Source organism: Idiomarina sp. OT37-5b (genome assembly GCF_002968395.1).
Lineage (GTDB): Bacteria > Pseudomonadota > Gammaproteobacteria > Enterobacterales > Alteromonadaceae > Idiomarina > Idiomarina aquatica.
Genome location: NZ_CP027188.1, coordinates 2,811,133 through 2,836,154, shown reverse-complemented (window position 1 = coordinate 2,836,154; position 25,022 = coordinate 2,811,133). Strand labels below are relative to the sequence as shown.

General features: G+C 50.1%; 24 protein-coding genes and 1 rRNA gene. 16 read left to right on the top strand and 9 right to left on the bottom strand.

Annotated elements, in window-relative coordinates:
* Positions 1–88: 88 nt before the first annotated feature.
* The 3 genes from rrf to C5610_RS13275 all read left to right on the top strand — a co-directional run bounded on the left by rrf (position 89) and on the right by C5610_RS13275 (position 1,576).
* A 5S ribosomal RNA gene (gene rrf / locus C5610_RS13285) occupies positions 89–204 on the top strand.
* 214 nt (positions 205–418) lie between these two features.
* Entirely contained in the window at positions 419–991 is a 573-nt protein-coding gene (locus C5610_RS13280) for a cytochrome b (RefSeq protein ID WP_105307595.1), read from the top strand.
* Positions 992–994: 3 nt separating this feature from the next.
* The gene (locus C5610_RS13275) at positions 995–1,576 is read left to right on the top strand and encodes a YceI family protein (protein ID WP_105307594.1); all 582 of its coding nucleotides are present in this window, start codon (positions 995–997) and stop codon (positions 1,574–1,576) included.
* A gap of 4 nt (positions 1,577–1,580) precedes the next feature.
* On the opposite strand, the gene C5610_RS13270 is transcribed toward C5610_RS13275, so the two are convergent.
* From C5610_RS13270 to hemC, 4 genes are read right to left on the bottom strand one after another with little or no spacing between them, the layout of a single operon-like run.
* Positions 1,581–2,741 carry a heme biosynthesis HemY N-terminal domain-containing protein gene (locus C5610_RS13270; protein WP_105307593.1) on the bottom strand — a complete coding sequence of 387 codons (1,161 nt, stop codon included), beginning with the start codon at positions 2,739–2,741 and terminating at the stop codon, positions 1,581–1,583.
* Positions 2,738–3,940: a uroporphyrinogen-III C-methyltransferase gene (locus C5610_RS13265; RefSeq protein WP_157982930.1), complete on the bottom strand. Its 1,203-nt coding sequence runs from the start codon at positions 3,938–3,940 to the stop codon at positions 2,738–2,740. Before C5610_RS13265 ends, C5610_RS13270 begins: the two co-directional genes overlap by 4 nt.
* A 1-nt stretch (position 3,941) precedes the next feature.
* A complete protein-coding gene (locus C5610_RS13260) occupies positions 3,942–4,661 on the bottom strand; it encodes a uroporphyrinogen-III synthase (protein ID WP_157982929.1) in 720 nt (239 codons plus the stop codon).
* Positions 4,654–5,589 carry a hydroxymethylbilane synthase gene (gene hemC / locus C5610_RS13255; protein ID WP_105307590.1) on the bottom strand — a complete coding sequence of 312 codons (936 nt, stop codon included), beginning with the start codon at positions 5,587–5,589 and terminating at the stop codon, positions 4,654–4,656. Before hemC ends, C5610_RS13260 begins: the two co-directional genes overlap by 8 nt.
* A gap of 88 nt (positions 5,590–5,677) precedes the next feature.
* Here hemC and lptM point away from each other — a divergent pair, with 88 nt between their 5' ends.
* The 8 genes from lptM (at position 5,678) to C5610_RS13220 (ending at position 12,972) form a co-directional block, all read left to right on the top strand.
* A complete protein-coding gene (lptM, locus tag C5610_RS13895; RefSeq protein WP_222842999.1) occupies positions 5,678–5,851 on the top strand; it encodes an LPS translocon maturation chaperone LptM in 174 nt (57 codons plus the stop codon).
* Positions 5,848–7,101 carry a diaminopimelate decarboxylase gene (gene lysA / locus C5610_RS13250; protein WP_105307589.1) on the top strand — a complete coding sequence of 418 codons (1,254 nt, stop codon included), beginning with the start codon at positions 5,848–5,850 and terminating at the stop codon, positions 7,099–7,101. The genes lptM and lysA overlap by 4 nt, the downstream gene beginning before the upstream one ends.
* A gap of 7 nt (positions 7,102–7,108) precedes the next feature.
* Positions 7,109–7,936: a diaminopimelate epimerase gene (gene dapF, locus C5610_RS13245; RefSeq protein WP_105307588.1), complete on the top strand. Its 828-nt coding sequence runs from the start codon at positions 7,109–7,111 to the stop codon at positions 7,934–7,936.
* The gene (locus C5610_RS13240) at positions 7,933–8,628 is read left to right on the top strand and encodes a DUF484 family protein (RefSeq protein ID WP_105307587.1); all 696 of its coding nucleotides are present in this window, start codon (positions 7,933–7,935) and stop codon (positions 8,626–8,628) included. Before dapF ends, C5610_RS13240 begins: the two co-directional genes overlap by 4 nt.
* Entirely contained in the window at positions 8,615–9,514 is a 900-nt protein-coding gene (locus tag C5610_RS13235) for a tyrosine recombinase XerC (RefSeq protein ID WP_105307586.1), read from the top strand. The genes C5610_RS13240 and C5610_RS13235 overlap by 14 nt, the downstream gene beginning before the upstream one ends.
* Complete coding sequence (locus C5610_RS13230; RefSeq protein WP_241970640.1) at positions 9,474–10,259, top strand: HAD-IA family hydrolase; 786 nt, start codon at positions 9,474–9,476, stop codon at positions 10,257–10,259. The genes C5610_RS13235 and C5610_RS13230 overlap by 41 nt, the downstream gene beginning before the upstream one ends.
* A gap of 41 nt (positions 10,260–10,300) precedes the next feature.
* Positions 10,301–12,472 (top strand): DNA helicase II, encoded by a 2,172-nt coding sequence (gene uvrD, locus C5610_RS13225; RefSeq protein ID WP_105307584.1) that lies wholly within the window; start codon positions 10,301–10,303, stop codon positions 12,470–12,472.
* A 71-nt stretch (positions 12,473–12,543) separates the two neighbouring features.
* Positions 12,544–12,972, top strand: coding sequence for an OsmC family protein (locus tag C5610_RS13220; protein WP_316042248.1), 429 nt, complete (start codon positions 12,544–12,546; stop codon positions 12,970–12,972).
* On the opposite strand, the gene rarD is transcribed toward C5610_RS13220, so the two are convergent.
* Positions 12,965–13,885: an EamA family transporter RarD gene (gene rarD / locus C5610_RS13215; protein ID WP_105307582.1), complete on the bottom strand. Its 921-nt coding sequence runs from the start codon at positions 13,883–13,885 to the stop codon at positions 12,965–12,967. The two genes, C5610_RS13220 and rarD, sit on opposite strands and share 8 nt — an antisense overlap.
* A 4-nt stretch (positions 13,886–13,889) precedes the next feature.
* Positions 13,890–14,354, bottom strand: a complete 465-nt coding sequence (locus C5610_RS13210; protein ID WP_105307581.1) for a thioesterase family protein — start codon at positions 14,352–14,354, stop codon at positions 13,890–13,892.
* A gap of 75 nt (positions 14,355–14,429) precedes the next feature.
* Between C5610_RS13210 and recQ the strand changes: the two genes are divergently transcribed.
* Genes recQ through C5610_RS13195 form a run of 3 tightly spaced genes read left to right on the top strand, consistent with a single transcriptional unit; the run spans position 14,430 to position 19,400 of the window.
* A complete protein-coding gene (gene recQ, locus C5610_RS13205; protein WP_105307580.1) occupies positions 14,430–16,298 on the top strand; it encodes a DNA helicase RecQ in 1,869 nt (622 codons plus the stop codon).
* A complete protein-coding gene (locus tag C5610_RS13200) occupies positions 16,291–16,557 on the top strand; it encodes a DUF3630 family protein (protein ID WP_105307579.1) in 267 nt (88 codons plus the stop codon). Before recQ ends, C5610_RS13200 begins: the two co-directional genes overlap by 8 nt.
* Positions 16,557–19,400, top strand: coding sequence for an EAL domain-containing protein (locus C5610_RS13195; protein WP_105307578.1), 2,844 nt, complete (start codon positions 16,557–16,559; stop codon positions 19,398–19,400). Before C5610_RS13200 ends, C5610_RS13195 begins: the two co-directional genes overlap by 1 nt.
* 72 nt (positions 19,401–19,472) lie before the next feature.
* Here the strand turns inward: C5610_RS13195 and C5610_RS13190 are convergent, their stop codons facing one another.
* Entirely contained in the window at positions 19,473–19,940 is a 468-nt protein-coding gene (locus C5610_RS13190) for an Hsp20 family protein (protein ID WP_105307577.1), read from the bottom strand.
* A 205-nt stretch (positions 19,941–20,145) separates the two neighbouring features.
* On the opposite strand from C5610_RS13190, the gene C5610_RS13185 reads away from it, so the two are divergent.
* On the top strand, positions 20,146–21,177 hold the full coding sequence (locus tag C5610_RS13185; RefSeq protein WP_105307576.1) for a hypothetical protein: 1,032 nt from the start codon (positions 20,146–20,148) through the stop codon (positions 21,175–21,177).
* 8 nt (positions 21,178–21,185) lie between these two features.
* Positions 21,186–21,998 (top strand): mechanosensitive ion channel family protein, encoded by an 813-nt coding sequence (locus C5610_RS13180; RefSeq protein WP_105307575.1) that lies wholly within the window; start codon positions 21,186–21,188, stop codon positions 21,996–21,998.
* 4 nt (positions 21,999–22,002) lie between these two features.
* Here C5610_RS13180 and C5610_RS13175 read toward each other — a convergent pair whose 3' ends face one another.
* Together C5610_RS13175 and C5610_RS13170 are read right to left on the bottom strand one after the other, a co-directional pair.
* Complete coding sequence (locus C5610_RS13175) at positions 22,003–23,835, bottom strand: ABC transporter ATP-binding protein (RefSeq protein ID WP_105307574.1); 1,833 nt, start codon at positions 23,833–23,835, stop codon at positions 22,003–22,005.
* Between the two features lie 5 nt (positions 23,836–23,840).
* Positions 23,841–24,788, bottom strand: a complete 948-nt coding sequence (locus C5610_RS13170; RefSeq protein ID WP_262340071.1) for a transporter substrate-binding domain-containing protein — start codon at positions 24,786–24,788, stop codon at positions 23,841–23,843.
* Between the last annotated feature and the right edge of the window lie 234 nt (positions 24,789–25,022).

Below are 25,022 nucleotides of genomic sequence, written 5' to 3'. Positions count from 1 at the left end.
GATACCTTTACCGAATAACAGAGGTTGCGCGGAGCGCGACATCAAACGAGTGGCAGTACAATCAGCCTTCATGTTGTGACAGTTTTTGTCTGGCGGCCATAGCGGTATGGCACCACCTGGCTCCATTCCGAACCCAGAAGTGAAACATACCAGCGCCGATGGTAGTGTGGGGTCTCCCCATGTGAGAGTAGGACACCGCCAGACTTCAAATTAAGGAAAGCCCCGGGCTCACGCTCGGGGCTTTTTTTATGCTCGCTCCGCCCGCGGCAATGGCTCGTCTCCGAACGATCGCCCTTCTCTACTTCCTCATATATTTCTTAATTGTTCTAAAAATACGAAAACTATATCCGATAATTAACCATTTTATTTCTAAATAATAAGACTATATTTGTTGTATCAATCGCATAAAGGACGCCCAATGCTGAAAAATACGACAAACCAATACGGTTGGGTGAGTATAGTGATTCACTGGACCACAGCGCTGGTTGTGATCGCCATGTTTGCTCTGGGTTGGTGGATGTTAACACTCACTTACTACGATGAATGGTATCGACTGGGCCCTTGGTGGCACAAGTCGATAGGCATCTTGTTACTGGCTTTGACGTTATTTCGCTTACTCTGGAAGGTCGCTGTCGGGGTGCCCAATCCTGATGGAAAACGATGGGAACAGAAAGCGGCTAAGCTAGGTCATGGTGCACTGTATTTCATGTTATTCGTAGTGATGTTAAGCGGTTACATGATTTCAACCGCAGATGGGCGTGCAATTAGCGTATTTGATTGGTTCGATGTTCCCGGTATTAGTTTCGGTGTTGAAAACCAAGAGGATATCGCAGGACTTGTGCATTGGTATGCGGCGGTTGTTTTGATGATTCTGGCAGCGGGACATGCGCTTATGGCGGTCAAGCATCAAGTTATCAATAAACAACCAACGTTGAAAAAAATGATTTCTCCAAACGTTGTTTCAAAATCCGTTTCAAACGATAAGAGGTAAACCATGAAAAAGTCATTAATTGCAGCTGCAATTGTTGGGTCAGCGTTGTTTACCAGCGCATCTTTTGCAGAAGACTATAAAATTGATATTGAAGGTCAACACGCGTTTATCCAATTTAAGATAAAACATCTTGGTTATAGCTGGTTGTATGGCCGTTTTAATAAGTTCGATGGTTCTTTTTCGTATGACGAAAATGCGCCGGAAAACGCATCAATACAGGTAACCATTGATACGTCCAGTATTGATACCAACCACGCCGAGCGTGATAAGCACTTGCGCAGCGATGACTTCTTAAATGTCGGAGAGTATCCAACAGCTACCTTTGAAAGTACGCGCTATGTTCCGGATGAGGATGATGCTGGTGAGGGTACATTGTACGGTAACTTTACTCTAAACGGTGTCACCAAAGAGATTGCCATCGACGTCGCACATACCGGTGCGGGTGAAGACCCTTGGGGTGGCTTTCGCCGTGGCTTTGAAGGCGAAGTCGACCTAACGTTGGCCGACTACAATATTGACTACAACTTGGGTCCGGAAGCAAAAGAAGTCGAACTGTTCTTCTCAATCGAAGGCGTTCGTCAGTAAAACCTCATGCCAACGCCTTTTTGTAGGCGTTGGCAGCCAGTTGAGTGTCTCCTAGCGCATTATAAATGTCTCCCAACAGCTTATAGTCTTCGCTGCGAGCTTCACTGTCGACGAGTTTTTTCAATGCGCGCTGAGCCAGCGAATAATCCTTACTGTCATAAGCTAATTGTGCCAAAGCGCGAATGTAACCCGTATGCTGAGGATTGCGCTTAAGAGCATCTTGAATATACTCGACAAGCTTAGGATAGCTGGCGGTTAACACATGGCTTCGGTTAACTTGTTCGATACTGAGCTCACCGCGTTTCAACCCCTTATAAATGACTTTGGCGCACGCTTCTTTCTTATTGAAATGCGTTAACGCTACTGCGTAGCTGAGCCGTACCGTGGCATCACTGCGATAGCTTTTATCCAGTGCACGCCAATAATCGTATAAGCCGTTATCGCCCTTCTTACCTTCCTCGATAAATCGCTTTTGATAAACCCGGCTTTTGAGCTCGTCAAACTCATCGGCCGAGTATAATCCGGCTTGTTGCAGTTTCGGTAACAACTCCAGTAACGCTTGCCATTGTCCTGTGGCTTTGTAGAGCTCCGCGGCCAGTCGTAATGTAGCTGCATCGGCTAAGCCCGCAGCCAATAATGCATCCAATCTTTTCACAGCGACATCAGGTTCTTTGTTTTTAATGGACTCAATATACTTAATCTGGATGACCCGATCGGCCTCCTCATAAGCTTTACCAGCCTGAGCTCGCCAAAACTCGGATTTACCAAGTTCTCCACATTGCTGTGCGGCGTAACTTGCCAACGCCGCGAAGAGGGTCGACGGTTGCTGTTTGTGGCCCTGCTCGAACGCCTGCAGCGCCGCCAAATAATCCTGTTGCAATAACGCCAACTGACCCTGTTCAAGCAGTCGTTCTGCCTTACCCTCGCGGCGCTTGGAAAACCATTGCCCGCCCTTTTTGGTTTTCGACGCAATAGCGCGAAACAGGGCATAGATCAGACTGATCGCCACGGCAACAACAATCATGATGATGGCCAGTGCAATTACTGACGTTTCCAATGACCAACCCGCAAATTGCACCAATACATAACCGGCATTGCCGGATGAAATCGGGCCAAGAATAGCGCCTGCAACCAGCAGCGCAAAAACAATGATTAACCACTTCATTGCAAGCCTCCTTGCTCTGTCGCGGCGGTTAATGCTTCCAGAGCATCCAGTCGTTCAATAGAGTCTGAGCCGGGTTGTTGTTGGCGTAGCTCGGTTAAACGCTGTTTGATGTCGTTGGCTGCATCGGTGTTACCTTTTAGGGCGTCGATGAGGGGCAGTGCCTGATCAATATAACTGCGCCAAAGCGAGGCGTTATCCTGCAAGGCTGCGTGTTGTGCCATGGTCATTAATAAATCGAGTCGCAGAGTCATGGCATCGCGTTCACTCGCGTTTAGCAATGGCTCGGGATTACTGGTCGCAGGCTGGATACGAATAAAGGTATCCAGAAAATCGTTCCAGTTGGCCCGTAGGTTCTCACGCCAATTTTCGGCGTCGGTTGAGACAGTCTTGTCCGTCGCACGCTCATCAAGGCGCTTTTCAGCGACACGATTAGGCAACTCCTGCAGGCGTTGCTGTAAACCCGATAACGTTAATACCAGTTGATCCGGGCGCGAACTCAACCGACCTTCAACGCGGGCAATATCGCTCGCCAGCACTTGGCGAATTTGGATTGCCGCAGCGGACTCGATACCGGCAAGCTGTTGGTCTGCTATTTTTAACAACGCCAATGCACTGCGATAATCTTCGGTTCCCCACAACAAACGTGCTGCTGCACTGACCGTTTGTTTTGCTTCAAACAGGCGCCAATGACTCATGCGTTCGAATTGTTGTTGCGGTAACTGGTCCGCTAATTGACTCAGCTGCTGTCGTTGTTGTGAAAGATCGCTACGTAACGATTGCAACTGCTCTTGCAGCGCGGCCAATTGCTTGTCAGATGAGAACGACTCTGTTTGCTGGTTGAGCTGTCTCAACTGACGTTCTGCCGCGTTCAAACGTTGTGCTAATGCGTTTACTTGTTGTTCGGCATTAAAGCGCTCAGCCGGCGTATTGGCATTGTCGGTTGCTGAGCTTTTGTCGGATAAGTCCAGGCCGAGCTGTTTATAAGGCTGTTCTACAACAATCCAGGCGATGGTAGCGATTATGATGACCAATACTAGGTACCAAAACGCACGTTTAAGCTTGCTCCCACGGGGCTTCTTGCTCGTGCTGGTGGTACGGGTTTTGCCCTTTTCCGTGGACGCCTTACTATCCTTTACCGGCTCTGCAACTTCATTTGTTTTGGGTTGTTGCGATTCCGGTTGTTTGTTGTCATCGGTCATATCAGTTTCCATCTTCCAGTAATGCGTTAATCATAGCGTTTTCAGATGCACTTTGCGTAACTGTAACCGCGTCATCCTGCACAAAAGGAATTAACAGGCTCAGGCGCTCGCTTGGCACAATCCAGTGGCAACTGCGCAGCCAGGCATCGGCGTGGGGGGGCAACTCAGACAGAAAATAAGCGAGTTGCTCGGCACTGCTGACCATGATCCTGTTAACCTGCTGCATCCAATCTTGCACAACCCCGGCATCTGATAAAGGTTTTTTTACCCGTTGATAGACTTCCAGTGAACGCACCGAAGCGCCTCGTGCCACCAGGCTATCAGCAAGCAATTCGCGTCCGCCCTTACCTTTGATCAAACACCACTGCTGTGCTTCGACGTCGGTCAATTGTGGCAGTTTTAATAGCCCTTCCGAGCTGTGTTCAAACGTTGGGCATTGGCAGGGCCGTTTAAATTGTTGGCATGCGTACTGTGCGGTGGCCGGACCGACGGCATACATAGCAACCTGTCGCGGTAGTTTCAGACCCGCTTCGAGTGCGTATTTAACCGCATTTTTACTGATCCAGATGACAGCATCGGTAGTCGTCAGGTGAGTTACGGCCGGGCGAAGGGCTTGGATATCAATAAAGCTTTGTTCAAAGTAAGGGACGTCGGCAGCCTGTAGCCGCTGCAATAATCGTGGTCGGCTGCCGAGCGGTTGAATCAGGAGGAGCTTATTCATCAGCTTGTTGATAAACGGCGGCGAGAATGTCGCCTGCGCCTTGTGCCAGCAACTTCTCAGCCAATGTGATGCCGAGTGCTTCAGCGTCTTCCACGGGGCCCCGTACCTCATCCCGAATCACTTGCAGACCATCGGGATCCCCGACCAGGCCGCGTAGATAAACTTGATCGTTTGTGATTTCCGCGAAAGCACCAATCGGCACCTGACAGCCACCCTGCAAGCGGCGGTTCATTGCCCGCTCGGCCAATACGCGATAGCGCGTCTGCTGACACTGAAGTGGTTCCAGCAATTGTTTTATCTCGTCGTCATCACTACGGACTTCTATGCCTAAAACACCTTGTCCATTGGCCGGTAATGATTGTGTCACTGGAATGAACGAAGTAATGCGCTCGCCAAGCTCCAGCCGGATCAGTCCAGACGCGGCCAGAATAATGGCATCAAATTGTCCTTCGTCCAGTTTTCGCAGGCGCGTTTGCACGTTGCCACGAAGATCTTTAATTTCAAGCTGCGGAAACGCTTCTTTTATCTGACAGCGACGACGTAAACTACAGGTTCCGACCACGGCACCAGCCGGTAGCTCGTCAAGGTTTTTGAACGTGTTCGAGACAAAGGCATCACGCGGGTCTTCACCTTCACAGATGGTGTGTAACTCGAGGCCCGGTGGAAACTCAACCGGTAAGTCCTTCATGGAATGCACCGCCAAGTCAGCACGGCCTTCCATCATAGCTGCCTCTAACTCTTTAACAAACAGACCCTTACCACCGATTTTAGCCAGCGGAGTGTCTAAAATCACATCGCCACGAGTCGACATCGGCACCAGTTCTACCGTTAATTCCGGGTATAACTGCTGCAGGCGAGCTTGTATATGCTCTGCTTGCCACATGGCTAGCTTACTCTTCCGTGTCGCTATTCTGACGGTTTTGCTCATATCCTACCCCTACAGCTTAATGACATTTGGTGCGCGCAGTGCGATGATACGCATAGCTTGTATTTTTTAGTGAAACGATAGTTTAGCGATGATCAAACAAATTATAATCAAGGCAACACGAACCATTCTACCATTAATGATGGCGATTGTAGTCGTGGGATGCGGTCAAAAAGGCCCACTGCAACCTCAACCTTTGCCAGAGCAGAATGAGCCTGCCCAAGGCGAACCGGAAACGAAAGTAGACAGCTTGGAAGCGCAATGACGTTTATTGACTTTAAAAAACAACAATTTCATTTGGAAGAATGTTCAGCTACGGCGCTTGCTGAACAGTATGGTACGCCATTATATGTCTATTCAAAGGCGCAATTGCTTGATAACTGGCAACGTTTTACGCGTTATTGGCCAGCCCCGCACCGCTTGTGTTATGCGGTAAAGGCGAACAGTAACCTAGCCATTTTGCAGTTGCTGGCAGCCCAGGGTGCCGGCTTTGATATTGTCTCCGGTGGTGAGCTTAAGCGAGTACTGAAAGCCGGTGGCAAAGCCGAATCGGTGGTGTTCTCAGGGGTTGCAAAGTCGGTAGAGGAACTGACGTTTGCATTACAGCAGGGGATTGGTTGCATCAATGTTGAATCGGCGGCAGAGCTTGAGCGGATTCAAATGGTTGCGCAGCAACTAGGCTTAATGGCACCGGTTTCACTCAGGGTAAACCCTGATGTCGATGCGCAAACACACCCCTACATCGCTACCGGCATGAAGGCGAACAAATTTGGTATCGCTATGGCGGATGCGATGCCGGTCTTTCGCCGCGCGCATGAATTACCGAATATTCAGTTGCTTGGTGCAGACTGCCATATTGGTTCGCAAATTATGACTCCGGCGCCATTCCTGGACGCGGCGGAGCGTATGTTTCAGTTAGTTGAGCGTTTGCAGAGCGAAAATATTACCCTGACCCACCTCGATTTGGGCGGTGGTTTCGGTGTCAGCTATGAAGGTACAGCGTCGCTGGATCTTGAGGCGTATCTTACCGGTGTCCTGAAGATGGCTGAAAACTATCCGCAGCTTACGTTGGTGCTGGAGCCAGGCCGCGCCATTATTGCGGATGCTGGTGTGTTACTGACGCGGGTCGAATACTTGAAAGAAACCGATGATAAGCGGTTTGCCCTGGTCGATGCGGGTATGAACGATTTATTGCGTCCCTCACTCTATCAGGCATGGCATGATATTGTGGCCGTGGATGAAGCCAATAATGGCCGCGGCAAGTTGGTTGATGTGGTTGGTCCGGTTTGCGAAACTGGCTGCTTTTTAGGTCATGCAAGGCATTTAACGATAACTGGCGGTGATCTGCTGGCGGTTAAACATGTTGGTGCTTATGGTTTTACCATGAGCTCTAATTACAACACACGGGCGAAGCCGGCCGAAGTTCTGGTCGATGGCGCTAATAGCTTTTTAATCCGGGCGCGTGAAACATTTGATGACTTGATTCGTGGCGAACGACTGTTAGATAGGACATAACTCAGCGATGTTACTGCAGTTCTCGAAAATGCATGGACTAGGTAATGATTTTGTGGTGGTTGATAATGTCACCCAGAACCTTTACGTCAATCCGGAGCAAATCAAACAATGGGCTAATCGGCACACGGGTATTGGCTTTGATCAGCTGTTGTTAGTTGAACCGCCGTACGATCCGGATCTCGACTTTCATTATCGAATTTTTAATGCAGATGGCAGCGAAGTTGCTCAGTGCGGTAATGGAGCCCGGTGTTTTGCCAAGTTTGTGCGCCTCAAAGGGCTAACGAACAAAAATCATTTAAAGGTCAGTACCAAAGCCGGCAAGTTGGTGTTGCATCTGGAAAAAGATGGTCAGGTCACGGTGGAAATGGGGTTACCGCAATTTGAACCGGCAAGTGTGCCATTCAAAGCGCAAAAAGCTGAGCAAACCTATGTGCTAAGAGCGAATGAAGAAACGGTGTTATGTGGTGTTATGGGGCTGGGTAACCCCCATTGTGTGATCGAGGTCGACGATGTGGATACCGCACCGGTAAACCGACTAGGCACCTTGATTGCCGCCCACGACCGTTTTCCCGAGAGCGTAAACGTTGGTTTTATGCAGATCGTTGATCGCGATAACATTCGTTTACGCGTGCATGAACGTGGCGTTGGCGAAACCCAGGCCTGCGGTAGTGGTGCCTGTGCGGCGGCCGTGATTGGTATGCAACAGGAAAAATTAAATAACCAGGTGACCGTTGAATTGCCCGGCGGCAAACTGGTGATTCGCTGGCAGCCCGAGCAACAAGTTAAAATGACGGGGCCGGCCGAACTTATTTTTGATGGACAAATGTTGTTATGAGTACAGAACCCGAGAAGCAAGCTATGCAACGCATTGACGATTCGCTGATACGCGAATATCTGATTGAAAATCCAGACTTCTTTATGAATAACGACGATTTGTTAACGCACCTGCGTTTCCGTCATGAAGAGCGCGGCGCAGTGTCTCTGGTTGAACGCCAGCAGCAAAAATTACGCAGCAAAGTAAAAGAGCTGGAAGAAGAAATCACTGAATTGATGGTTAATGCGCGTCGCAATGAAGAAATCTTTACCGCCTATAGTCAGCTTTATGTAAGGTTGCTCGACTGCAGAACGTTACCGCAAGTTTTGGATGAGCTACAGCTTACCTTCGAAACGCAACTTAACATGCCAGCATTGTCGTTAAAATTCTTTAACAGCCCAATAGAGTTGGAGGAACAATACACCTTCGCCTCGGATACGCATAAGCAATTACTGAGCAAGCGCTTTAGCGATGACCCGATTTACCTCGGTCGGCTGACGGAGCAGGAACATAAACTGCTGTTTCGTGATGAGTCGGTAGCGTCAGTGGCTTTGTTGCTGCTGGGTAAAGAAGGCGATATCGGTATGCTGGCGGTCGGCAGTGCCAAAGCCGGACATTTTGAACCAGCGATGGACAAATTGCTTATCACCCAATTACAGGCCTTACTCAGTGCGCTGTTACCCACAGTACTGGTGAACGATGACGCTGCTTAACTGGCAGCAAAAGTGGCTTGATCATCTGCGCGGTGAACGCGGACTCGCAGACCTTACGCTAAAAAATTACCAACGCTTGGTATGCCAGGATATTGAGCGTTTAGCCGCACAACAGATAGAGCAGCCGCAACAGTTAACAGTTGCGGTGCTTGAGCGACAGTTAGTCAATTGGCGTCGGGAAGGCCTGGGAGAACGAACGATTGCGTTAAAATTGTCGGCCTGGCGAACATTCTGTGACTTTTTACTACACAATGATGCGTTAGCGGATAACCCGGCTTTGTCGGTAAAAGCGCCTAAAATACCTAAAAGACTACCCAAAAACCTTGATGTTGATAGCATCACACACCTATTGGATCTGCCCGATGATGAACTGGCCGTCCGGGATGCGGCGATGATGGAACTGCTTTACTCCAGCGGTATCCGCCTGGCGGAGCTGGTTAGTCTGGATATGGACTCGGTTGATTTGCGCATGGGTCAGTTGCGGGTAACAGGTAAAGGCAGTAAAACCCGGATTGTGCCGGTTGGTCAGCATGCAATCAAAGCAATCCGGCGCTGGCATAAAGTACGTACTGCTTGGCTGGGGGCCAAACCCGAGGTGGCGTTGTTCGTGAGCAAACGACTCAATCGCATCAGCCCGCGCACGGTGCAGCAACGGCTTAATTACTGGGGCCAGCAACAGGGCATCGTTGGCGACCTGCATCCGCATAAATTGCGGCATTCGTTTGCGTCACATATGCTGGAGGCCAGTGGTGACTTACGAGCGGTACAGGAGCTGTTGGGTCATGCCAATCTGTCGACCACGCAGATTTATACCCACCTCGACTTCAAGCGTTTAGCTGAGGTCTATGATAAAGCCCACCCGAGGGCAACCAGAACACGCAAATAAAGGTCATCAAATTATGGCGCTGAGCTTCTACCGTCGACTGAAACGATTTTCGGTTATTAGCTTCGATCTGGACGACACATTGTACGACAATGTCCCGATCATGCAGGCTGCAGAACACAATGTGCAGCGCTTCATCGAACAACATTATCCACAGACCCGGCACTGGCAACTGGAGCACTGGCGTCAACGCCGGAACCAGTTGATGACCCGTAACGTGGAGCTCGCGAGTAACATGACGTTACTGCGTTTGACCACGCTGCGGGAAGGCTTTGCGGAGGCTGGTGTGAAAGATCCGGAGCGTGCCGCTGAACGAGTGATGGAGCAATTTCACCGGCATCGCAGTGATTTTGAGGTTGCTGCGGAAACCCATCAATTGCTGCAACAATTGTCTCAACGTTATCGCTTGGCTGCTATTAGTAACGGCAATGTCGACTGTCAGCGTATCGGCCTAAGTCAGTGGTTTGATATTATCGTGCAGCCCACTCAAGGGTTGCGAGGCAAGCCGCACCGCGACATGTTTGATGCGGTGCTGGCGCACTATTCGATCGCGGCAGAGGAACTGTTGCACATTGGTGATCATCCAACCTCCGATATTCTGGGAGCACACCGTGCCGGCTGCCAAACCGGCTGGTTTGGTGGTGGTTTGGGGACATTCGATCAATTGCGTGTCTTACCGACCTTCCGTTTTAATCAACTCCAGCAGTTGCACGAGCTGCTCGACACTGGTTGCGTATACAGTGGTTGACGATTACACTTGCGGTTTAATCCGCTAAAAGAGGAGCCCACATGAGCAGTACGCACCCTTTGATTTCAGGACTCAACGATAAACAACGTCAGGCGGTTAGTGCTGATGATGGTCATATGCTGGTGCTGGCAGGGGCTGGGAGTGGTAAAACGCGGGTGTTGGTGCATCGTATTGCCTGGCTGATCCAGCAACGTAATTATTCTCCTTACAGTATTTTAGCGGTTACCTTCACCAATAAGGCAGCATCCGAGATGCGCGGCCGTGTAGAACAGTTGTTAGGCAGCTCGGTGCGCAATATGTGGATTGGCACCTTTCATGGTCTGGCTCACCGGTTATTGCGCGCGCATTATATGGATGTTGGCTTGCCGCAAAACTTTCAAATCCTTGATAGCGATGATCAACAGCGGCTGATTAAGCGACTGATAAAGTCGATGAATCTGGATGAAAAACGTTGGCCGGCCAAACAGGCGCAATGGTACATCAACGGTAAGAAAGACGAAGGTTTGCGGGCGCAACACATCGAAACCTTCGATCCGAACGAACAGACGTTAAAGTCCATCTATCAAGCCTATCAGGAAAGTTGCGATCGGGCGGGGTTGGTTGATTTCGCAGAGCTTTTGTTACGCGCTCATGAACTGTTGCGTCATAACAAATCGGTAAGAGAACATTATCAGCGTCGTTTCCGACACATATTGGTGGACGAATTTCAGGATACCAACGCCATTCAGTACGCTTGGATCAGGTTGCTTTCCGGTGCAGAAAATTTTGTCACTATTGTCGGCGATGACGATCAGTCCATTTACGGCTGGCGTGGTGCGCGGGTTGAAAATATACAGCAGTTTATGGACGACTACCCGGCGGTAACCACTATCCGACTGGAACAAAACTATCGTTCAACAGGAACCATACTGAGAGCTGCCAATGCGGTTATCGCCAACAACGCAGAGCGTCTTGGTAAGGATCTCTGGACGGATGGTAATGAAGGCGAACCGGTCAGCCTCTATGCCGCGTTTAATGAAATGGATGAAGCCCGTTACATCGTTGGGCGTATTGAAGAGTGGCGTGATCAGGGTAATGCGTTGCAGGACGTTGCGATTTTATATCGCAGTAACGCGCAGTCGCGCGTGCTGGAGGAGGCCTTGTTGCACGCCCGTATGCCCTACCGCATCTATGGCGGGCTACGCTTCTTTGAACGTCAGGAAATTAAAGACGCGTTAGGGTATCTGCGTATTTTATCAAATCGTGATGATGACGCCGCCCTTGAGCGAGTCATTAATACCCCCACTCGGGGGATTGGTAACCGCACGTTGGACATCATTCGTCAGACGGCGCGAGAAAACCAGCAATCGCTATGGCAAGCGGCGAGTTTAATGGTTGCTGAAAAAGCACTGGCAGGACGAGCAAGAAACGCCGTTGCAGCGTTTATTGACTTTATTGAAGGGTTAGACGACGAAACCGAAGACTTCACGCTGGGTCGTTTGAGTGACGAGGTGATCCGTCGCTCAGGTCTGTTGGCGATGTACGAAGCTGAGAAAGGCGAAAAAGCAGAAACCCGTGTTGAGAACTTGAAAGAGCTGGTCAATGCCTGTCAAAACTTTAACCTGGATGACAGCGAAGAGGACATGAGTCCGCTTAACGCATTTTTGGCGCATGCAGCACTCGAGGCTGGTGAAGAACAGGCGGATGAGTATCAGGATGCTGTGCAGTTGATGACGCTTCACAGTGCCAAGGGCCTGGAGTTTCCACTGGTGTTTATGACCGGTGTTGAGGAAGGCGTCTTTCCGTCACAACAGTCGATGGACGAACCCGGGCGACTCGAAGAAGAACGTCGCCTTTGTTATGTCGGAATGACGCGAGCCATGCAAAAGCTGGTACTGACTTATGCGGAGCAACGACGCATTTATGGGCAAGAATTCTTCCATAAGGTGAGCCGATTCGTCTCTGAAATACCAGCTGATACTTTACATGAAGTGCGTCTTCAGACTCAGGTCCAACGCCCATCCAGCTACAGCCGGTTTAATAACGCAGCAAGCCATGAAGCCTTTGAGCAAACCGGTTATCAACTCGGTCAGCGGGTACGGCATCCGAAATTTGGAGACGGCACGGTATTGAATTATGAAGGCACAGGACCACAGAGCAGAATCCAGATAAACTTCGATCAAGTGGGCAGCAAATGGTTGGTTGTCGCCTATGCGAGACTGGAACCTTGTTAATTAACATAAAAACAAATTGAACGCATACTGACATTTCCGACTATACATAGACACACGCTTTAAAAACGGAGGTGTTTATGAAGCGCAATGCAAGTGCAGTATGGAAAGGCAGTATCAAAGAAGGTTCCGGTGTTGTCTCGACACAAAGTGGTACGCTGGATAACACGGCTTATTCATTCAAAAGTCGATTTGAAAGTGGCACAGGAACGAATCCCGAAGAGCTTATTGGTGCGGCTCATGCGGGCTGTTACGCGATGGCATTTTCGCTAATGCTTGGCGAAGCCGGTTATGAGCCGAGCGAAATTGACGCTAAAGCTGAAGTGTCATTGGTAGAAGATGATGGCGGCTTTAAAATCGATGCCATCAAGTTAACGGTAACAGCTACGATTGATGGCATCAGTGACGACGAATTTCAGAAAATTGCCAACCAAGCCAAAGAAGGTTGCCCGGTTAGCAAAGTACTGAATGCCGACATCTCATTAGATGCCAACCTCAACTAACGGGCTCTTGCACCACGGCTCGTTTATTGCGCTGGCGCTGTAATACGGAATCCACCGTATACAGAGCCAGCGCTCCCCAAATAATAATGAACGTAATGAGTTTGCTTTCCTCCAACGGCTCTCCGTAAGCAAGAACCGCCAGTAAAAACATCATGCTTGGTGCAATGTATTGAAAGAACCCCAGGGTGGAATAACGGATACGCTGCGCCGCTGCGGTAAAGCACAGCAACGGCACCGTAGTAACCAGTCCGGCTGCAACCAGCAACAGGTTCAAATGCCAGCTGTTGGCGGTAAGATCGCTGGCAGACGAGTTGGCAAAAAACATCAGATAGCCCAGCATGATCGGGGCTAATAACGCGGTTTCCAACCACAGCCCGCTGATTGAATCGACCGGCAGTCGTTTGCGAATGGCACCGTAAATGGCAAAACTCGAGGCCAGTGCCAGAGCTACCCAAGGTACAGCGCCGAAGGTTATGATCTGAATCGCTACGCCGAGAACGGCCATAGCAATAGCCACCAATTGCAGACGACGCATTTTTTCGCCAAAAAAGGCCATGCCGATGGCGACATTGAGTAATGGATTAATGTAATAACCTAAACTGGCATCGAGCAGGTGATCCGTATTGATAGCCCAAATAAAGAGAAACCAGTTGCCGCCAAGTAATACGGTGGCCAGTGCAAGTCTAAGAATCAGTTTGGGGCTGCGTACAATCGGTAAGATCCGGTCCATCCGGCGCATCGCAATGATGAGAATGAGCACCAGAACAAACGCCCAGATAATACGGTGCGCCAGTATTTCAAACGCCGGGACTTGTTTAACGAGTTTAAAGTAGACAGGAGCTACGCCCCAAAATGTGTACGCAGCCAGCGCAAAGATTACGCCCTGCTTAGCCCGCACCGCTTCATCGGTCATTGCTTTATCCTACTAGGTATGTACCGGTGCCAAACGCGATGTGTGTGCCATCCTGGTTGTGCAGTTCCATTCGCGCTACGGCAACTTTATTGCCGGATCGAATGATGGTGGCGCTGGCAATAAATTCCTCGCCCCGGCCCGGTCGTAAATAATCAACACGCAAATCTATGGTACCACAGCGTGACAGTCGCTCCATGAGATATTCTTCGGTCGGATTATCCAATCGTGCCAGCATCCCGGCAATCGCAACGAGTCCCCCCGCTGTATCCAGTGCGGTGGAGGTTACACCACCGTGCAGGATCCGCTGCGGTACATTACCCATCAGTTCGTCACGCCAGCGAAACCGGACTTCGCCTCGCTCTGGGGTAAACTCAGTGATTTCAAAGCCGAGCATGCGTTGAAACGGAACTTGGTCGTTCATAAACTCGGAAACTTTCGTCAGCAATCGTTGTATATCCATTTTTATCATGGTGATCAGGGGCTAGGACGCTTACAATAGAGCGATGATGTTAATCAAGTCAACAGAAGCTTGCTCAAGGTGCCCATGTTAGCCAAAAATGCCGAAGTTAGTGACCAATCGCAGCACAATCAAGATCTGATCGCGAAACTTAAGCAGCAGCTCCAGCGTGTATTCGGTTATACCAGTTTTCGTGATGGCCAACTGGATGTGATGCTGAATGCGCTGCAGGGGCGAGATACCTTGGTGCTGATGCCGACCGGCGGCGGCAAATCGCTTTGCTATCAATTGCCAGCGCTGTGTCATGAGGGGCTTACTGTCGTGATTTCGCCGTTGTTGTCGCTCATGCAGGATCAAGTGGAAGCATTGCAGGCGATGGGGATATCAGCGGCTACCCTGCACTCGGGGTTGTCTTCGGAGACGGCATTGGCGACTTTGCAACAGCTCCAGCGGCAACAAATAAAAGTACTCTATGTCAGTCCTGAGCGGGCACTACAGCCAAGCTTTATCCAACGACTGCAGGAATACCAGCCGGGTTTTATTGCCATTGATGAAGCACATTGTATTAGTCAGTGGGGGCACGACTTCCGTCCGGAATACGGCCAGCTTGGGCAACTGCGTCAGTATTTGCCGAATGTTCCTTTTATGGCGTTAACCGCTACCGCTGATGCAGCGACTCAGCATGACATCATGGAACGGTTGCAACTGCAGCAACCCTATTGTCACCGTAGCTCTTTTGACCGGCCTAACATTCGATACGTGGTACAGGAAAAGTTTAAGCCGTTAAAGCAAATTAAAGACTATGTGAAAAAACAAAAGGGCTCAGCCGGCATTATTTATTGCGGCTCACGTAAGAAAACTGAAGAAATCTCCGAGAGTTTGCAACAAGCCGGCATAAAGGCCGCACCCTACCATGCCAAACTCGAGCATGCGTTAAAGGAGTCGACGCTGCGGCAGTTTTTACGTGACGACATTGATGTTGTTGTGGCAACCATTGCTTTCGGTATGGGCATCAATAAGCCTAATATTCGTTTTGTCGTGCATTTTGATATCCCCCGTAGTATCGAGTCTTACTATCAGGAAACGGGGCGAGCCGGCCGTGATGGCTTACCGGCTGAAGCACTGATGCTGTTTGATCCGAGGGATGCGCAGTGGATTCAACGGATGATAGAAGAGCAGGACAACGAACACCGCCGGCTCGTGGAAAAACAAAAATTTGCCGCCATGCAAGCGATGGCGGAAGCACAAACCTGCCGACGGTTGGTGCTATTGAACTACTTTAATGAGTTTACAGACAAAGAGTGTGGTAACTGTGACTTGTGTCTGGACCCGCCACAACGGTTTGACGCTCTGGAAGATGCGCAAAAAGCGCTGAGTTGTGTCTACAGAGTGGGGCAACAGTTTGGTATTGCTCATATTGTTGAGGTATTGCGAGGGTCTAAAAACCAGCGCGTGCTGGAATTAAAACATGATCAACTGAGTACTTATGGCATTGGCCAGGAACAGAGCCATGAGTACTGGTTCTCAATTTTACGGCAGTTAATACATCGTGGCCTGATTGTGCAGGACATTCGCCGCTTTGCGGCCTTGCAACTGACCGAAGCCGCGCGATCGGTTTTGCGCGGAGAAGTGACACTAGAACTGGCGAAGCCACGTATTAACCTGACTGCGACGCGAAACAGTATCACTGATCGCGGTGACTATAATAAGGTATTATTCCGGCGCCTGCGGAAACTACGAAAAGACATTGCCGATCGCGATGGCGTGCCACCGTTCGTTGTTTTCAGTGATGCCAGTTTGGTTGAAATGTGTATCGACTATCCGACCTCCGATGCCGATATGTTGGCAATTTCGGGGGTAGGTCAGGTTAAATTAGAGCGTTACGGCGCAGAATTTATTGACGCAATTAATCATTTTTTAAACGGAGCGAGTGAACGACAGTTATTCAATGGCTGATTTAGACACGTTGATATTAAAGCATCGTCCGACAGCAGAAACGGACATCGACAGTTGGGCGTCTGACGTCGCAGCTGCGCTGGACGCGACCATTCGCGAGTCTGAGCTGGCAGCCGATCAGTATTGCTGGCGGTTGTCGATCCGTAACCGTCATTGGCTGTTGTTTTACTCGCACCTGTGCGAAGCCGCTTGGCTGCAGCCACTTGAGGGTGTCGACAAAGAGGTGATGACGGCGTTGCAAGCAGAGGACTATATTTGATGTTATTTAGGCTTCTGGCGTTATTGGTGTTGCTTGTTTCTGTCGAGAGTGTGGCAACTGAAACTCGCCAAGTACTGACGGTTTCGGCACAAACAGAACGGGTAAAGCTCAATCAGCAATTGGCATTCCGAGTCACTCACGACAACTTTTCATTATCCCGAATCGGTTTGGATAGCCCCGAGCGATGGGAGTCGTTCGAACAATTGCGCTCGCATCAAATTGGAAGCGATAAACCGCTCATCTGGGCTGCGGTAAAAGTATTCAACCGAAGCCGCTCATCACAACGTTATATCATTGACTTCGGCGACAGTTACATCGATGAAGCCAGTGTCTATCTGTTGAACGCTGAATTTCAGGTACTGGACTCCGAACGGGTTGAGTTCGATGACCCTTTGGTAAACCGTCCACATATTTCGCAACAGATCATGTTGCCGGTTGATGTTCCGGCCAATCAGACAATGTGGTTGGTCATGAGCATGAAACAGTGGCCAAAACAGATAAACACCTTGTCACTTTGGGCACCGCAGCCATTACAACTGCACTTACAGCAAAAACAAACGGCGCTGGGCGTGAATGCCGGCGTGCTGTTGTTGCTTGCGGTAGCTGCTTTTAGCCTGGCGCGCGGCACTCAGCGCAAACTGCAGATAAGTACCGGTCTTGTTGCCACCGCGTTTATTCTGGTCATGCTACTGCACAGTGGTATTTGGATCACTTATTTCTCACCGTTTAGTCCGGCCATTGCCGGCGTGTTACTCCCATACTCTAAACAGTGGTTATTGTTGGCACTGACGTGGGTGCTGAGGGAGTGCGTACGAAGTTGGCTGAAAAGCGTTAACTGGAACCGCTTTTTTAATGGGCTTATGGTGCTTGAGCTGTTGGTTAGTATTGCTCAGCCTTGGTGGCCTGAGCTGCAGTCGAGCACTTGGCTGTCATTGCAAATCAGTATCCTCGTCGCGATCACGGCATTGGTTGGCTGGCGCGTGGTTAACAGTGACCATGACCGTATCGTAAAGTGGTTTGTACTGCTGTTATTGCCGCTATCGGTCATTGCCTGGCTACTCATTCTTCCGCGTGTTAATACCTTATGGCAGGGCCTCTCGGGCATTGTGTTGTATAGCCTACTGACCGCAAACATGTTGGCGCTGATACTGGCACAATTGGATAAAGCGCTGGTGCGTCTGGATCGCAGAATTGGCAGCTTACGCCGTATGAAGGACTATTATCGGGACGCTTACTGGCGGTTTATCAACCGCAGTAATGAGGGCTGGTTTGAGCTTGATGCGGATCATCATTGGCGGCGGGTTAGCAAACGCTTTTTAGCCATTTTAGGTTTAAACAATGCCGATTTCCTGCGCCGTCATTGGCCAACGGCGGATGCCTTGTTTAACAGCCAGTGCACGACCTGGAACGAACCACAACGGCGAGAGAGTTGGCAACACCTGCAATCGGTAGAACGGATTGACGGCAAAACAATTTGGTTGCAGATAGAGATTTTCGCTGACGGGCGCGGCCGTATTTTGGAAGTGACCGAGCAGGTTGAAGCGGAAATGCACCTGAATTTCCTGGCAAAGCACGACCCGTTGACCGGGCTGCTCAATCAGCGAGAATTTCATCGTGTGTTGCAACGACAGGTCGATCAGCAAAAGGACTGTGTGGTGATACTGCTGCACATTAATGGTTTGCAGGTAATCCATGATCAAACCGAGCCGGCCGTCCGCGATCAGGCTTTATTGCAAATGGTACTGAATCTGCGGGAGAAATTGCCGCAAAGAGCGCGTATTGCCAGGGTGGCTGAGCAACGTCTCGGCATTATGATCAGCGACACCGAGCAAGCCGGTTTTGCGCTTGCGTATCAGCTGATTCAGGTTTGCCGGGAATTTCGTTTTTCAACTCAAGACCGTGTGTTTCAGTTTACCGCTCATGCGGGCATTGCTTGTGCGACCGCAGCGACCCTTAATGGAGTAAGCCTGTTACGGCGGGCAGAGGGTGCGTTAAAGCTTGCGCAACAGTTGGGCGATTTCAAGGTACACAGCGCAACAGCGGACGATCAGCAACGCCTGTTGCGACGCGAAGAACAGAACTGGGAACAGCGATTACGAGACGCCTTGGTCAACGAAGATTGGGTTTTGTATCAACAAGTGATGGTCAGTGCTGATCAGAATCGTGACAAGCATTGCTATGAAATCTTGTTGCGGTTGCCCGAATCTGGGCAAACAGATCCAGATGAAGCACTGGCACCGCAACAGTTCCTGAGCGCAGCGTTAAATGCCGGCATTATGGGTAAAGCGGACCGCTGGCTGGTGCGACACGTGCTGGATTATTTTAATGATAACCCCTTTATTGCAACCCGAACCTGGCGTTGTCACATTAATTTATCGATTCAAAGCCTTGAAGACAGTGAGCTGATTCATTTTCTAGAGCAAAAAATTGAACAGTCGAATATGCGACCCGAGCAATTGGCGTTTGAACTCGCTGAACCGGTTGTCGCGGAAAACTTTGAGCGTGCTTATGAGCTGTTTAAACAACTGCAACAGTTGGGCTGTGTTACCGTAATCGACCAGTTTGGAACCGGTTTCAATTCGTTCCGTTTACTCAGACAAATGCCGTTGACGCAGATAAAAATCAATCGTTTCTGGGTGCAAAATATGCTCCTCGATGCGGTCGAGGCAGAGCTGGTTTTATCCTGTATCCGGTTGGCGAAAGCCGCGGGCGTTGAAGTCAGTGCGGTTGGTGTCGAAAATGAGGAAACGCGAACGGCATTGATCGATGCAGAGGTAGACTATTTACAAGGGTATGTGTGCGGGCGGCCAACACAGTGGCAACCGGCTGAAAACACACCATAGCCATAAAAAAGAGGCGGTTTACCCGCCTCTCTTAATCGCTGTTAATGTATCCAGGGAAGTCGTTTTAACAGCTTAGCTATCGCTTTTGCTCGAGCGATCTTCAAGTAATTCCTTGGTCGAGTTACCGATGCTGATGCGTTTCGGTTTCATCGATTCAGGAATGTTCTTAACTAAGCCAATGGTCAACAAACCATTTTTCAGCGCTGCACCGGTTACTTCGATGTGCTCAGCCAAGCTGAACTTACGTTCGAAGGCTCGGTTGGCAATACCACGGTGCAAGAATTCGCGTTTTTCTTTTTCTTCCGGTTTGCTGCCGGAAACGCGAAGTACGCCATTTTCGACTTCAATCTCAAGATCATCCTCTTCAAAACCTGCAACAGCCAGCGTGATCGCGTATTGATTTTCAGCGATTAACTCGATGTTGTAGGGAGGATAACCACTTGCGCTGGTGTCAGAACGCAATGCTGCATCAAGCAAAGATGCCATGCGGTCAAAACCAACACTGCTGCGATAAAGAGGGCTTAAATCGATAGTTGCCATAGTCATTCTCCTTAGAAGCAATAACTTTAATGGTTTAACAAAATGACACGTCTGTGTCGGTTGTCAGCCGACTCTCTGAGAGACGCCGGCTTCACTACCTTATGTGTGAACAGAGCCAATAATTTTCAAGAGAAAAAATAAAATTTTTGTTTTTACGGTACAGTGTTTACTATGAATTTATCGCGTTACCGCAGGGAATGCCCGGATGTCAGAGTCGCCAGAACCACAACAATTACAGCAGCAGGATTCTGTTTGGCAATGGGTTGCCAGCAGTGATTATCGCTGCCCGACAACACCAACGGTGATTACCATAAAACGTTGGTGGCATTCGTTGCGTGCCCAGTCGGGCAAGGACAATGAAACGGAACAGCCCGAGCAAAGCGTGGATGTGCTGAAGTTTAGCATCAATGAAGGGCTACAACAGCTTGATCATATGTTGCAGGAATGGCGTGACGATGATGAGGATCAATCCGTACGCTGGTTGATCAGCCCACCCCATTCACCCGTTAATGAAATCGCAAAAGCATGGGCTAACGCCAACAATATCGTCGATTTACAAACGCCAAAGCGAGATGAGCTTTGCCTCGATACGCTAAACGTTGAATTACCTCAGGGTAATCATGCGGCTCCTTGGTTTGTGCCGGAGTTGGCACATTGCTATTTGCGGCAGTCAAAAGGGTTGCGCTGGGTACGGGCGTTTTTTGCTCAGGCTCTGAGCGGTGATATTGGTAAAGGACTGGTGGTTTGTGACAGTTGGGCCTGGAGTTTTCTGCGTAAATTATGGCCCGTATCACAGCCAAAAACGCTGACGCTGCAAGCCTTTGATGCCGAGGCGCTGCAGACACTGGGTCTTAACCGAGACGTTGAACATCTCAAGCACCTGGCTTCGTTATCGCGGGGTAACCTCGGAATCGCCTGTGCGTTTTCGGGGAGCCGCTACCGACGGCAGTTGCAGCAACAGCAATCACCGTTTGAGTTGCCGTCAATGCCGGCAGAAACAACGGACAGTACCGCCTTTATCTTGCACATGCTGCTCTTGCATCGCGGGCTTGCATCGTATCAACTGCATCAGGTGTTGCCGATTGTATCGCCGACGCATTTGGATATTGAACTGCAAAGTCTCAACTACTGTGGTTTGATTCGTAAAACCGAATCACAGTGGTACGTTACGCCGACCGGTTACCCCGTTGTACGTCAGGCATTGAGTGCCAGAGGACTGTGGCTGGATCACTTTTAGAGGCCAACATGGAAAACGAATCTGTGAACGAAGTTGCCGGTCTGTTCAAAGAACTTAATACGGCAGCGTTAATTGAAATCGCGGCGATTTTGCTCGCGGCCTGGTTTGTGGTTTGGTTGTCTCAGCGTTTGCTGCCGTGGCTCGCTAACCATCTGCATGGCAAGCAGCGCCTGTATACACTGGCACTGGTGCCCATGGTTCGTATTTTGGTGTTGGTGCTGGCGCTGGTACTGATCATTCCCCGCATCATCGAGCCGACTCTGCAAAATATGGTTGCGACTCTGGGCGCCGCCGGCCTGGCCATCGGTTTTGCGTTAAAAGATTATGTCAGCAGTTTAATTGCCGGCGTGGTCGCAGTGCATGAAATGCCCTATCGCCCGGGTGACTGGGTGTCCGTTGATGGGGTTTATGGTGAAGTTAAGCACATCGGTATGCGCACCGTGGAGTTGGTGACCAATGATGATACCGTCATATGGGTACCACACTTAAAGCTCTGGGATAATCTGATTCACAACGCCAACAATGGCGGGCCGAGTTTAATGTGCGTGGCTGAATTTTTTATTCAGCCTGAGTTTGATGCCTTTATGATTCGTGACGCGCTGGAAGACATTGCCTTAACCAGTCCTTATCTGCAACTGTCAAAACCGATAGTCGTGACGGTAAACGAGGAACCCTGGGGGACTCGGTATCGCTTAAAAGCTTATCCGATAGATCCTCGGCAACAGTTCCTGTTTGTGACGGATTTGACCGCTCGCGGTAAAAAGCGACTGCTCGAACTGGAGGTGAAATTCTCGCGCGTAGAGACCGCGCGAGAATGTTAACTCGCTAAAGGTGCTCCGCCAGAAAGCCACCGGACTGATGACGCCAGAGTTTCGCGTAGAGGCCATCCTGAGCCAGTAATTGCTCGTGGCTACCCTGCTCAATGACTTCACCGTTGTCCATCACTACCAACCGGTCCATTGCGGCAATAGTCGACAGGCGGTGGGCAATGGCGATAACGGTTTTACCCTGCATTAATTGATAAAGATTATCCTGAATCGCGTTTTCCACCTCGGAATCCAGTGCCGAGGTCGCTTCGTCGAGGATAAGAATCGGTGCATCTTTTAACATCACCCGGGCGATGGCAATACGCTGGCGCTGACCACCAGATAACTTGACACCACGTTCGCCGACATGGGCATCCAGTCCCGTGCGGCCTTTACTGTCCGACAAGTCAGCGATGAAACTGGCGCAGTGAGCTCGCTCGATGGCATGTTGTACATCGTCAGCGCTGGCATCGGGACGGCCATAAAGAATGTTATCCCGCACCGACCTGTGCAGTAATGAGGTGTCCTGCGTCACCATGCCGATTTGTGCGCGCAGAGAATCTTGTTGAACCTCACTGATGTTTTGTCCGTCAATGCGTATTGCGCCGCCTTCAACGTCGTAAAAGCGCAACAGCAGATTAACCAGGGTCGATTTACCGGCGCCTGAACGGCCAACAATGCCGACTTTCTCACCCGGTTTAATATGCAGGTTAAAATTCTCCATAACACCGGAGCCTTTACCATAATGAAAGCGCACCTGGTCAAACTGAATATCGCCATTGCTGACGGTCAATTGTGGCGCATTCGGCTTGTCGACAATGCGTTGTGGTACCGATAGCGAGCCGATGCCGTCTTGCACCGTTCCGATGCTCTCAAACAGCGTCGACATTTGCCACATCACCATTTGCGACATACCAAATAACCGCAGTACCAGGCCAATCACTACAGCAACAGCACCGAGGCTGACCATATCGCCGCGCCATAGCCAAATGGCGGTTGCTGCAGAACTGAACAGCAACGCGCAGTTAATGAAGTAGAGAAAACCATACAGTTTGGTGACCAGTCGCATTTGTGCGTGCACGGTATCAAGGAATTTATCCATGCCTTGTTTGGCAAATGCCGCTTCTCGTTGCGAATGTGAGAACAGTTTAACCGTTTGAATATTGGTGTAGGAGTCAACGATGCGTCCGGTCATGATGGAACGGGCGTCAGCTTGCAACGCTGAAACTTTGCCCAGCCGCGGGACAAAGTAACGCAACAGCAGGGCGTACAGGACCAGCCATGATGCCAGCGGCAACATCATACGCCAGTCGGCGCTGCCGATGATAAAGAACATCCCTAAAAAGTACACGACCACGTAGTTTACAATTTCGATAAAGGTCATGATGCACTGCCGAACGGCGAGTGCCGTTTGCATGAGTTTTGTGGCTACGCGACCGGCAAATTCGTCCTGATAATAGGACATCGACTGTTTCATCAAGTAGCGATGACCCAGCCAGCGGATGCGCATAGGGAAGTTACCCAGCAACGTTTGGTGTGTCAGTAACGAATGGAACCAGACCAGTAAGGGTAACCCGACTAACACCAACACACTCATGCCCAGTAGCGGCCAGAACTGATCGTCAATAAAGGTTTCCCGATCTTGCTGTGCCAGCCAGTCGACGATCTGACCGAGAAAACCGAACAGCCAAACTTCGGCGATGGCAATTGCCGCCATCAGTAGCGCCGTGGCAACGATGTAAGGTGTTGCTCCGCGGGTAAAGTGCCAGCAAAAAGCGAAAAATCCCTGCGGCGGTTGAGTGGGTTCCTCTGCCGGGAATGGATTAAGACGTCGCTCAAACCAAGAAAACATGAGTGTTAATTTCCTAAATACTGGTCAAGGGAGTCGCGCCAAGCTTCCGTCTGGACAACCCGTAATAGCTCCCGATTGACAGGTTCGCGAAAATGGCTGCCTTGTGGCAGAACAAAACCATAGTCCTGAGGCAGCACTCGATCAGGCAGTAAACGAATATTGTTGAGCGCCTGGCTGCGCATAGAATAACGCAAAATCGGCTCATCGTAGATAACCGCATCGAGTTCCCCGGCATTAAGTTTCTCAAGCGCCTTGGTAAGGTCGTCAAAACCTTGGAAGCCAATGTTCTTTTGGCTTAACCATTGAGCTGTAGCGGAGTTGGACAACGTGGCAACTCTGGCGCTGGGTAAGTCACCCAAACCGCTGACTTTGGATTGAAACTGAGATACCGTAAGTGATGATGCGATAGACGCGGTGAAGCTCGAAATAATAATCACGCAAGTGAACATCCAGATCAGGCTTATGATGCGTCCGCCGAGCGAGCGTGGTGATTTATCGCCATAGCCAACCGTTGTCATAGTAACTGCAGCCCACCAGAAACCGGCACCCAGGCCGGCAAGGGGCTTATCGGAAAACTCGTCGCGGTTTTCACGGCGCTCAAATAACCAGACTAAAGCGCCGGCGATAAACAGCACGGCACCAAGGATTAAAACGACCTTTAAAAATTCAAATGAAACAAAGCGTTTAGTCACCGCCCACCATGTCGCTGTATTATTGGCCGGCACCGCTATGGCAAGTCCGCCATTATGAAATGGCTGAGAGAAGTCCAGACGGGACTCACGAGCCGCGGTGATGGTCAATGCACCAATGCCGATATCGTAATGTCCTTGTTCCACTTCACTTAACAGCTGCTCCAGGGGCATTGGGTGCAATTCATAGGGTCTATCGAGCTGTCGTGCGATGTCTTCCCACAATTGCATGGCCAGCCCCTGATACTCGCCCTCGCGTTGCATCACAAAAGGCGCATTCATGCGAACGGCAACTTTTAACGTTTGCGCTTGCGCTTCGTCCTGCGCATGAGCGGGCGGGTGAGATAACATAATAAGGATTAGCGAAAGCCAAAGAACCAGGCGATAGAGCATTGCGTACTCCCTGATGTAACAGTAACTTGAGTTTGATCAAAACTATCGTATCAGGTTTCGCTCGAAAACGTTGACCTGACAAGCGATTGAATAGAGAATGAGAAT

Coding starts and splice junctions, on each gene's coding strand:
- C5610_RS13190 (WP_105307577.1), bottom strand. CDS start 19,940: ATGGCAACTATCGATTTAAGCCCTCTTTATCGCAGCAGTGTTGGTTTT.
- C5610_RS13270 (WP_105307593.1), bottom strand. CDS start 2,741: ATGAAGTGGTTAATCATTGTTTTTGCGCTGCTGGTTGCAGGCGCTATT.
- C5610_RS13235 (WP_105307586.1), top strand. CDS start 8,615: ATGACGCTGCTTAACTGGCAGCAAAAGTGGCTTGATCATCTGCGCGGT.
- C5610_RS13265 (WP_157982930.1), bottom strand. CDS start 3,940: ATGACCGATGACAACAAACAACCGGAATCGCAACAACCCAAAACAAAT.
- C5610_RS13230 (WP_241970640.1), top strand. CDS start 9,474: ATGATAAAGCCCACCCGAGGGCAACCAGAACACGCAAATAAAGGTCAT.
- C5610_RS13170 (WP_262340071.1), bottom strand. CDS start 24,788: ATGCAACGCGAGGGCGAGTATCAGGGGCTGGCCATGCAATTGTGGGAA.
- C5610_RS13175 (WP_105307574.1), bottom strand. CDS start 23,835: ATGTTTTCTTGGTTTGAGCGACGTCTTAATCCATTCCCGGCAGAGGAA.
- C5610_RS13200 (WP_105307579.1), top strand. CDS start 16,291: ATGGCTGATTTAGACACGTTGATATTAAAGCATCGTCCGACAGCAGAA.
- C5610_RS13275 (WP_105307594.1), top strand. CDS start 995: ATGAAAAAGTCATTAATTGCAGCTGCAATTGTTGGGTCAGCGTTGTTT.
- lptM (WP_222842999.1), top strand. CDS start 5,678: ATGATCAAACAAATTATAATCAAGGCAACACGAACCATTCTACCATTA.
- C5610_RS13280 (WP_105307595.1), top strand. CDS start 419: ATGCTGAAAAATACGACAAACCAATACGGTTGGGTGAGTATAGTGATT.
- hemC (WP_105307590.1), bottom strand. CDS start 5,589: ATGAGCAAAACCGTCAGAATAGCGACACGGAAGAGTAAGCTAGCCATG.
- C5610_RS13185 (WP_105307576.1), top strand. CDS start 20,146: ATGTCAGAGTCGCCAGAACCACAACAATTACAGCAGCAGGATTCTGTT.
- lysA (WP_105307589.1), top strand. CDS start 5,848: ATGACGTTTATTGACTTTAAAAAACAACAATTTCATTTGGAAGAATGT.
- uvrD (WP_105307584.1), top strand. CDS start 10,301: ATGAGCAGTACGCACCCTTTGATTTCAGGACTCAACGATAAACAACGT.
- C5610_RS13260 (WP_157982929.1), bottom strand. CDS start 4,661: ATGAATAAGCTCCTCCTGATTCAACCGCTCGGCAGCCGACCACGATTA.
- C5610_RS13210 (WP_105307581.1), bottom strand. CDS start 14,354: ATGATAAAAATGGATATACAACGATTGCTGACGAAAGTTTCCGAGTTT.
- recQ (WP_105307580.1), top strand. CDS start 14,430: ATGTTAGCCAAAAATGCCGAAGTTAGTGACCAATCGCAGCACAATCAA.
- dapF (WP_105307588.1), top strand. CDS start 7,109: ATGTTACTGCAGTTCTCGAAAATGCATGGACTAGGTAATGATTTTGTG.
- C5610_RS13240 (WP_105307587.1), top strand. CDS start 7,933: ATGAGTACAGAACCCGAGAAGCAAGCTATGCAACGCATTGACGATTCG.
- C5610_RS13195 (WP_105307578.1), top strand. CDS start 16,557: ATGTTATTTAGGCTTCTGGCGTTATTGGTGTTGCTTGTTTCTGTCGAG.
- C5610_RS13180 (WP_105307575.1), top strand. CDS start 21,186: ATGGAAAACGAATCTGTGAACGAAGTTGCCGGTCTGTTCAAAGAACTT.
- rarD (WP_105307582.1), bottom strand. CDS start 13,885: ATGACCGATGAAGCGGTGCGGGCTAAGCAGGGCGTAATCTTTGCGCTG.